The organism is Photobacterium carnosum, from assembly GCF_002849605.1.
Lineage (GTDB): Bacteria > Pseudomonadota > Gammaproteobacteria > Enterobacterales > Vibrionaceae > Photobacterium > Photobacterium carnosum.
The window spans coordinates 1-5,997 of record NZ_NPIB01000048.1; the positions used below are offsets into that span (position 1 = coordinate 1).

The 5,997-nt window shown below is 35.4% G+C and carries 5 protein-coding genes; 4 read left to right on the forward strand and 1 reads right to left on the reverse strand.

The annotated features are described in order from the left end of the window. Nucleotides 1-1,516: 1,516 nt before the first annotated feature. The 4 genes from CIK00_RS20815 (at nucleotide 1,517) to CIK00_RS20830 (ending at nucleotide 3,766) form a co-directional block, all read left to right on the forward strand. Complete coding sequence (locus CIK00_RS20815; RefSeq protein ID WP_101770430.1) at nucleotides 1,517-1,975, forward strand: DUF4234 domain-containing protein; 459 nt, start codon at nucleotides 1,517-1,519, stop codon at nucleotides 1,973-1,975. Between the two features lie 138 nt (nucleotides 1,976-2,113). Continuing rightward, nucleotides 2,114-2,599, forward strand: coding sequence for a hypothetical protein (locus tag CIK00_RS20820; RefSeq protein ID WP_101770431.1), 486 nt, complete (start codon nucleotides 2,114-2,116; stop codon nucleotides 2,597-2,599). Continuing rightward, on the forward strand, nucleotides 2,577-3,149 hold the full coding sequence (locus CIK00_RS20825) for a DUF5384 family protein (RefSeq protein WP_101770432.1): 573 nt from the start codon (nucleotides 2,577-2,579) through the stop codon (nucleotides 3,147-3,149). Before CIK00_RS20820 ends, CIK00_RS20825 begins: the two co-directional genes overlap by 23 nt. A gap of 203 nt (nucleotides 3,150-3,352) precedes the next feature. Next, nucleotides 3,353-3,766 (forward strand): hypothetical protein, encoded by a 414-nt coding sequence (locus CIK00_RS20830; protein ID WP_101770433.1) that lies wholly within the window; start codon nucleotides 3,353-3,355, stop codon nucleotides 3,764-3,766. Between the two features lie 85 nt (nucleotides 3,767-3,851). Here CIK00_RS20830 and CIK00_RS20835 read toward each other — a convergent pair whose 3' ends face one another. Continuing rightward, nucleotides 3,852-4,421, reverse strand: coding sequence for a hypothetical protein (locus CIK00_RS20835; RefSeq protein WP_101770434.1), 570 nt, complete (start codon nucleotides 4,419-4,421; stop codon nucleotides 3,852-3,854). Between the last annotated feature and the right edge of the window lie 1,576 nt (nucleotides 4,422-5,997).

A 5,997-nucleotide genomic window follows, 5' to 3' on the forward strand; every position in this document is an offset into this window, starting at 1 on the left:
AGATGCATACTGTTAAATACAGCCGTTTTTAGGGAAAACTAATACCTGACATCGAATGATGCTTATTTATGGCTTTAAAATGGATTTTAGGGGTGTTTTTTGGCGAGAGATCGTTGCGATCTTTAGGGTTTGGTTTTAACCTTTGTCCAGATGTGAGAAAACCACTCTTTGCAGGAGTGGTTTCTCGGAATACTTAAAACGAATTAGAGCCTCGTTAAGTCCTTTCATGATAGTCATAACACGACAGCACTTCAAGTATTCCTGCACTCTATTTGGATCAAGATGTTTTGGATAGAGCAACGCACATCATCCACCGATCAAGGGAAGTTCCAAAGGTGGAAGGTAAAGGTCTTCGAAAAAATGACGTAATGTGTCGCCTTGCTATAGCGTTCAGGCAAGGGTAGCGACTTAATGATAATAACCTCGAAGATTGTGTGACTGGAATGGGGGGCGAAAGCCTTTACACACAGCGCAGGAACGCCCGAAAGGGTAAGAGACAAATCCCGATCTGATGCGACCAATATGATGCTCGATTTCACTGCATATGTAGTTGATTTTGGGTAGGGGTCGGCACAGCCGAAAGGGCTGTTTTCCTCTTCTCTTGGCTTAGTTCACATAAGATGCATATTGTTAAATAGGGACGTTTTGACAAAAAAAAGCATCTCAAAGATTGGAGATGCTTTTTAGAAAATAAGAACAAAAAGGATCACATTTATCATAGGTGAATCTCAATATTTTATTTCTAATTATTGAGAATGTTCTGCTTTTAAATTGAACTGTTTCTCTGTGATTCTTTTGTGCTGATTTTTAGGTAAAAAAAAGCTAATCCTAGGGGAAAGAATTAGCTAAAAGAACGAAAAGTATCTATGCCTAATACTTATCGTTTATCTATGTGTTGTTGTTATAAAGTAATATTAGACCAAAGATTACTTGTGTTTTTTGAACACTTTTTTTCGGGATACGTTTTATGTTGCGTCGAATGAAATCTTGTTGTCAAAAAATGAAAATAAATATAGATGAGAAAATGTGAACCACATAACATCCTTACTATTTTTATGGATTAATGTGATAGTTTAAGCGTAACGCGCAAACCAGATCGCATTAGATGCATATTTTTAAATACAGCCGTTTTTAGAGAAAGTCATACTTGGTTTCGAGTGACAGGTGTTTGAGCCATTTAAATGGATTCTAGGCGCTATTTGATGGATTTTTACGATTATAAAATTATCTCATTAAGTTCATCTTTAAAGTTACTTAATATTCTTTAAGCCTCTTCTACGTCGGTCCTAAATTCTAGATGATAATGTACATTTTGATTTTCATCATCGCTACGAAACCAAAAGATCTGGCAGTAACGACCTTTTTTCCTCGCTGTTTATATATCAATGACAGTAAACACCAACATAAACGATTTGATAAAAAATCATCATTAAAAGCCTATTTTTACTATAAATATATTCCTTTATGGCATATATATGGCATTATATGCAATTAATTGTTAATTGGTATGTCTGCAATGAGTGATATCTTAGCTTTAAAAAATAAAATAAACACAAAAACTCTTAACCTTATTCTGCTAACAATAGCAACTGCAGGGATATACCAGCTACTCTGGCTATATAGAAATCAATCTATTATTGGTGATATTACAAAATCTAAAGTTACTGATGATACGTTTATAATTTGGATTGCAGTTTGTGCCGGATTAGGAGGCGCTTTTTCTAACGGCGATGCGGAATTTATCCTGATTTTAAGTGTGCTATTATCTATTGCCTCAACAGTTCTTTATGTTATTTGGGCATTTAAAGCTAGAAAATCACTCCAAAATTATGCTCTTCATGAATTTCGATTTAAATTTAAGATGAATGTTTTCTATACGATTTTCTTCAATATTTATTATATAAACTATTGCATTAATGACCTTCCAGACGCATTTGAAAAACAACAAATACTAAACGGACAAACAACAGAATAAGTAGACTGCTAACAAAAAAGAATTAAACGATTTATTGATGAATGTTAGTAGGCGCATTACTTAGCTTTTATTTTAATAATTATTGGACCTACTTTATTACGGCCCGTTACGGGCTTTTTTTGTTCAAAGAGAGACATTATGAAAAAGACAATAGCATTAACTTTATTAACAGCTTCAATTCTTACGGGCTGTGCAAATGGTGATTATTACAAGGCAGACACTTATAGCGCGAGCCAATTAAATGAAAAACAAGAAGCGAAAACTATCAAAATATTATCAATAACACCTGCAAAAGTTAAAATTGATAATTCTCAAAACCAAAAAGAAATCGCTGGAGCTGTAGGTATTTTAAGTGCTATCGGCGGTGCATTTATTGGTGCAAACAATGGATCAGCATTGGCCGGTGGTGCTATTGGTGGCGCGGTTGGTGCAGGTGCTGGTTCTTTAGTTGGTAGTACCGTTTTAGTTGATGGTGTAACTATCGGTTATTCAGAAGATAATCACATCTACACATCTACGCAAGTCGGTAAAATGTGCGAATTTAAACAAGGCGTAGCACTTGTGGTCACTACTAAAGCAAATGAAACGAGGATTCAGCCTAATGCGCAATGCCCTAAAAACTAAATTAATTGCATCTACTATTTTGTTGTCTTTTTCTTCTGTGCCATTAATTGCCAATGCAACAGGTTTAAATGCTTTAGTTGCGGCAGAAAGTAAAGGTGACGCAGCTATAAAAGCAGAGCATCTTAAAGAAGAGGCTTTACTGTTTAAACAAGTCAAAGCTGAAAAAGCTAAGCAAGAAGCTATTGCACGTAGACATAGAGCAACACGCATTGCTAATGAAAAGGCGTATCGTCAACGTTTGCTTATGGCTCAAAAAGAAAAGCAAAAAGTCATTGATCATGAACTTGCTGTTAAAAAACAAGATAATGATTACAAGCAAAAATTGAGAGATCTACAAGTTCAATCGCTTGAGTTGGATCTCAAAAGGAAACAAGTAGAAATTGATAGAACTAATGATGTTATTAATGCGAATTTGCAAAACTCAAAAGCGCAAACAGATTTAATTCAATCAACAGCGGATAGCAATAGAAGTATTTCTACAGGTATAAAAAGCAATCTTGAATCAACGGGTAAAGCCGCCGTTAAAAAAGAGTCAGGATGGTTCAATTAATAAAATATAGACTCGTTGATCCGTTTTTTACCTACATTAAATATTTAACGTTAAATAACCGTCCATCGTGGCGGTTTTTTATTGCCTCTATTGTCTTGCGTTGCATTACGTTAGATTGCGCATTGTCTTTCATTGTGATTTTTTGTAATCTGTTTTGTAATCTGTTTTGTAATTCGTTGTGGTAATTTGTGATTGGGTGATGAATGAAAACAGTTCAATGTACGGTTAGATTACCAAGTGAAGTTGTTGATTTGATTGATAACCAGTTAGGTAAGACACGAACAGATAAATTATTAAATTTACTTGGATATGGTTGTAATCAAAATGATTACAGTGTAATCGAAAAGCGTATCGAAGCCGTTGAAAATCGTCTTTCTGCTCTTGAGAATACGAAGCAAGTGAAGGTAAAAGACAAGAAGATTAATCAAAATATTTCTGCAAATCAGCAGCGTGCTTTAGAAGCAAGGGAGAAGCTTTTTTCTGCTTTGGATGATTTAAAAAGTAGAGATGCAATTCCTCTTTATCGTGGAAAGCCAAGTATTACAAAATTGAAAGAAGCAACTGGCATTGATAGAGGGACGATCTCAAAATACATCAATGAATGGTTAGAAATGTAGAAATTGACCGCCCATAGAGGCGGTCTTTTTGTATCTAGACGTTACCGCGTATCGGATCGCTTTAGGTACTTTATGTTAAATAAATCTAGTTAGCAAAAAAAGCTTTACCATCTTTGAAAATATTTTTCCTGAAACGATAGTTTTTAATTTCAACATCTATAACAGTCAATAGTTTTTTAAATGTTGTAATATTAAATTTATCTCGTAAAAGATAATAGTTAGTTGGTGTCCAACCAGCCTTTACTAGTGTTGGAATTATACCAATTAAAGCATTTTCATGAAAGGTTTCATATAAATCTAAAGCTTTTATCCATGCTGTATTCTCAAAATCGTTTGCTTCGAGTTTTCTAGTTATTTCTAGTTGTTTTTGTTTATTTGTTAGAACAATTGAGGGTGTAATAGTAATGTCTTGATTCTGACTAATAGTATTATTTAGATACGCTTGTTTCTTTAGTTTGGATAATTTGTCAGAAAAAGTTGATGAAGAATAGGGGCATCCCGAGATTTCAAGAATTAATGGGATAGAAACACCTATTTTTCGTACTTCAATTAGTAGTGATAAATGATGCCTAATAGCAGATAGAGTCGATAACGATCCATCTGTAATTGATTCTGTAAATGGTTTTAGCTTGGCTTCAATGTCAGTTCTAGTCATGGCTATATCTTGGCTGTTTTTTGATGATTTAGTGGCTATATTATGACTACTTGATGTGGATTTCAAGGTCTAATGGCTATTATATAGATGTATTTTGGCTATATTATAGATATGTTTTAGCTAATTATTGGTTTTGAGGTTTTGTACATAGGCACGTTGTCGATGTATACAAACTCGTTCCTCGTTTGAATTCATCGTGTGCTAAAGGGGAAACCCCTTTAAAACCCTTTTCACTCTACGAGTGATTATTTTACGGCTGTTGCCATTATGTATTTATGCGATAAATATCAGTAATTGTACTTTTTGGGAAAAATAAACATACAAAACATGAGGTTGTAATAATTGTGATTTTGATCGCATTAGAAGAATGCTTGAGTTTTGATAGGTTCGAGAGTAACATCTTTCCCCAGATGTGAAAAAACCACTCTTGGAGGAGTGGTTATTTCGGAATACTTAAAACGATTTTCGAAGCTCGTTAAGTCCTATCATGATAGCTATATCTCGTTAGTTCTTCAAGTATTCCCTCAACATCTCGCTATATTATTTGCACCCACTAAATTTGTGCGCGGCTGAAACTGCTCACACGACAACGTATCTGCTAGAGTCAGCAAGAAGTTCTTGCCACTCGTGACTTGTTCTACACAAGTGAAAACAGGCGGGGGTCAACATACAAGTTTAGGAATTGTCTCGGATAATATCAGCGTGACTTTGGTGAGAGGGAGGAAAGCCAGCTTCGATGCTGACACTCGATCAAATACACCACTTAACAACACTGCACTCGTGAGCGAGCAACTTAAAGAGCACTGACACTAGAATGTTATCTCAGTTGTAGGACGACACGCGAGGTTCACATTGATGATTGACGCTGTACTATAAGCGAGATGTGAAGACCAAGAACATAGTTAGTATCTTGGTGGAATGTAAGCGATATACTCGGCTCGATGTCGGCATATTCTTCTTCCGAAGTAGCAGCATTCCTTATTACTCTAAGGAAAGCTGCTGCTATGGGAATTTTGCTCAACCTCTCTCAATCTCAGCATATATCTAACACGCTTTAAATTAAGAAGAAAATAAACTTATTGTTTATAGCGGAGCGAAAACTTAAAGCTCTTTCGATACTGAATTATCGATTGTGTGTAAAGTTTAGGGCAGCTTGTCTGTCCTACTTTTCCACATGAGATAACCCACTAGACTGACGCGTTTCACTTGTCGATACATGGTGCTTGGATAATTTCGTACCTCAATTAACCAGGCCCACGTATTCAAGTTAAGAAAACATTATTTCCCTCCAATTTTTAATAAATACCGACCAAACTTTCATTTTGGGATCGGGTAACATTGATAACAAAATAACAACGTCACTTTTTTAACGTTTTATCCGCACAAAATCTCTCAAAATACCCATTATCCTATCCGTTCTGAATGAACAGTGATCACGTAGTGCGCGTTAGATGCATACTGTTAAATACAGCCGGCTTTAGCGAAAAGTAATACTAGGTATCGAGTGATAGGTATTTGTGGTCTTAAAATCGTTTCTCGGGGCGATTTGACGGATATTTGGGTCGCATCAGACTGA

Coding starts and splice junctions, on each gene's coding strand:
- CIK00_RS20820 (WP_101770431.1), top strand. CDS start 2,114: ATGAAAAAGACAATAGCATTAACTTTATTAACAGCTTCAATTCTTACG.
- CIK00_RS20830 (WP_101770433.1), top strand. CDS start 3,353: ATGAAAACAGTTCAATGTACGGTTAGATTACCAAGTGAAGTTGTTGAT.
- CIK00_RS20835 (WP_101770434.1), bottom strand. CDS start 4,421: ATGACTAGAACTGACATTGAAGCCAAGCTAAAACCATTTACAGAATCA.
- CIK00_RS20825 (WP_101770432.1), top strand. CDS start 2,577: ATGCGCAATGCCCTAAAAACTAAATTAATTGCATCTACTATTTTGTTG.
- CIK00_RS20815 (WP_101770430.1), top strand. CDS start 1,517: ATGAGTGATATCTTAGCTTTAAAAAATAAAATAAACACAAAAACTCTT.